Origin of the sequence: Amycolatopsis sp. M39 (assembly GCF_001651785.1) — a bacterium.
Classification (GTDB): Bacteria; Actinomycetota; Actinomycetes; order Mycobacteriales; family Pseudonocardiaceae; genus Amycolatopsis; species Amycolatopsis rubida.
Genome location: NZ_LWSF01000013.1, coordinates 108,704 through 110,987 on the forward strand (window position 1 = coordinate 108,704; position 2,284 = coordinate 110,987).

The following is a 2,284-nucleotide window of genomic DNA, read 5'->3' on the forward strand; positions in this document are numbered from 1 at the left end:
CGCTAGCCCCCGGCCGCGCCGGACGCCGGGCCGCCCCTCTCGCTAGCCTCCGCCCGCGCCGGACGCCGGGCCGCCCCTCTCGCTAGCCCCCGGCCGCGCCGGACGCCGGNNNGCCCCTCTCGCTAGCCCCCGGCCGCGCCGGACGCCGGGCCGCCCCTCTCGCTAGCCCCCGGCCGCGCCGGACGCCGGACCACCCCTCTCCCTGGTCTGGACCGCGTACGGTCCGCGCTCGCCCGGTCACCCTGCGCCTGGCGCGGACATCCCGCGGTATCAAGCCGTTACCCCGTAGTTTCCCCAGCCCATTGACGCCGTGTGGCCGCGCTCACTACAGTCGCCGAAACCGTCTGTAAAGTTTCCTAATAAAGGAGCGGCCAGGTGCGAGCCGGCAGTCCGCGAACGTTGCGCGAGATGAACGACCGTGCGGCGATTGAGGCGTTGCTGCGGAACGGGCCGCTCACGCGGGCCGAGCTGGAGGCCGCCATCGGGCTGTCCAAACCCGCCACCGCGCAGCTGCTCACCCGTCTTGAGCAGGACAATCTCGTGGGCAAAGCGGGGGAGCGGGCCGGCGGCGGACGCGGGCCGCGCGCGCAACTGTGGGCGGTCAACGGTGCCCTCGCGCACGTCGCGGCCGTCGACCTCACCCCTCGGGTCGCGGACTTCGTGGTCGCCGACGTCGCCGGGGCGGTGCTCGCCGAGTACCGCGTGCAGCTTCCGGTGGCCGGGAACGCGGACGTGGTCGGGTCGTTCGGCCAGGCGCTGCGCCGGGCCACCAAGGCCGCGGGCCTGCGGCTCGACGATCTGGCCAATGTGGTCATCGGCGCGCAGGGCGCGTTCGATCCGCGCACCGGATTGCTGTCCTCGGCCCCGCACATCCCGGGCTGGCTAGGGTTCGACGTGCCGGCGCGGCTGAGCGACGAACTCGGCGTGACGGTCAAGATCGAGAACGACGTAAACCTTGTCGCCGTTGAGGAAATGACGGTCGGCAACGCGCAGGACGTCGACGATTTCGTGCTGGTGTGGCTGTCTGAGGGCGTCGGCGGCGCGGTCGTCATCGGACGGCGGCTGCTGCGCGGCGCGACCGGTGGCGGCGGCGAGATCGACTGGATGCGCGTCCCCGATCCGGCCACTGTGGACACTGGCGACAGCTGGCCCTCGGCCGGGGCCCGGTACGGCAACCTGGTCGACTCCTCGGCGATCGTCCGGCTCGCCAAGGCGCACGGCATCTCCGCGGACAGCGGCTGGGATGCCGTCACGCAAGCGCGTCGCACGGCGCACCAAGGGTTTCTGGACGATCTCGCGCGGCGTGTCGCCAGCGGGGTCGCGAGCCTCGTCGCGGTCGCCGACCCGCAGCTCATCCTGCTCTGCGGTGAGACCAGTCGCGCCGGCGGCGACGAGTTCGCCGGGATCGTCGCGGAGAAACTGCACGAACTTGTCCTGCCTCGCACGCCCGTCGGCGTCGCTTCGGTGCAGGGCAACGCGGTGCGCGCCGGTGCGTTGCAGTCCGCGCTCGCCACCGCCCGTGAGGACGTCTTCGGCGTCGTCACCCCCACGCTCCTCGGGCCGCGTCGGCCCGCCGGAGAGCAAGCCCCGTCCCCGACCGAGTAGACCCACCCGAAGGACAGGAGGGTTCATGTCCGCTCCCACCCGCATCCGGAGAATCGCGCGCAAGCGCGGATCTCTGCTGCTCAGCGCTTTCGCGGCGAGCACGCTGCTGGCGACCGCCGCGTGCGGTGCCGCCGCGCCCGCCGGCGGCGGTGAAGCCGCGGCCCCGCCGAACAAGGACGACAAGCTCACCATCACCGTCTACAGCAAGTTCACCGACCGCGAGTACGGCGTGGTCACGAAGGCGCTGGACAAGCTCAAGGCGAAGTTCCCCACCATCACCATCAAGCACGAGGGGAACCAGGACGACGACAAGCTCACCCAGTCGATCCGCGGCGGCAACCCGCCGGACGTGGCGATCTCGTTCTACACCGACAACCTCGGCGCGTGGTGCTCGACCGGCAGCTTCCAGGACCTGAAGCCCTACATCGAGCGCGACAAGATCGACCTCGAACAGATCCCGCAGGCGGTCCGCGACTACACCTCCTACCAGGGCAAGCGGTGCGCGATGCCGATGCTCGCCGACGTGTACGGGTTCTTCTACAACAAGGCGCAGTTCGCGGCCAAGGGCATCGCCGGCCCGCCGAAGAACACCACGGAACTGTTCGAGGACGTCAAGAAGCTCACCGAGTTCAACCCGGACGGTTCGATCAAGACCGCGGGCTTCCTGCCGTCGATGCCG

At 71.0% G+C, this 2,284-nt stretch carries 2 protein-coding genes; both read left to right on the forward strand.

Translation table 11 applies throughout. The features are described from left to right. Positions 1–375 precede the first annotated feature (375 nt). Positions 376–1,605, forward strand: a complete 1,230-nt coding sequence (locus A4R44_RS25895; protein ID WP_369805937.1) for an ROK family transcriptional regulator — start codon at positions 376–378, stop codon at positions 1,603–1,605. Positions 1,606–1,630: 25 nt separating this feature from the next. Beyond that, on the forward strand, positions 1,631–2,284 hold a 654-nt coding region (locus tag A4R44_RS50735), incomplete at its 3' end, for an extracellular solute-binding protein (protein ID WP_232791777.1).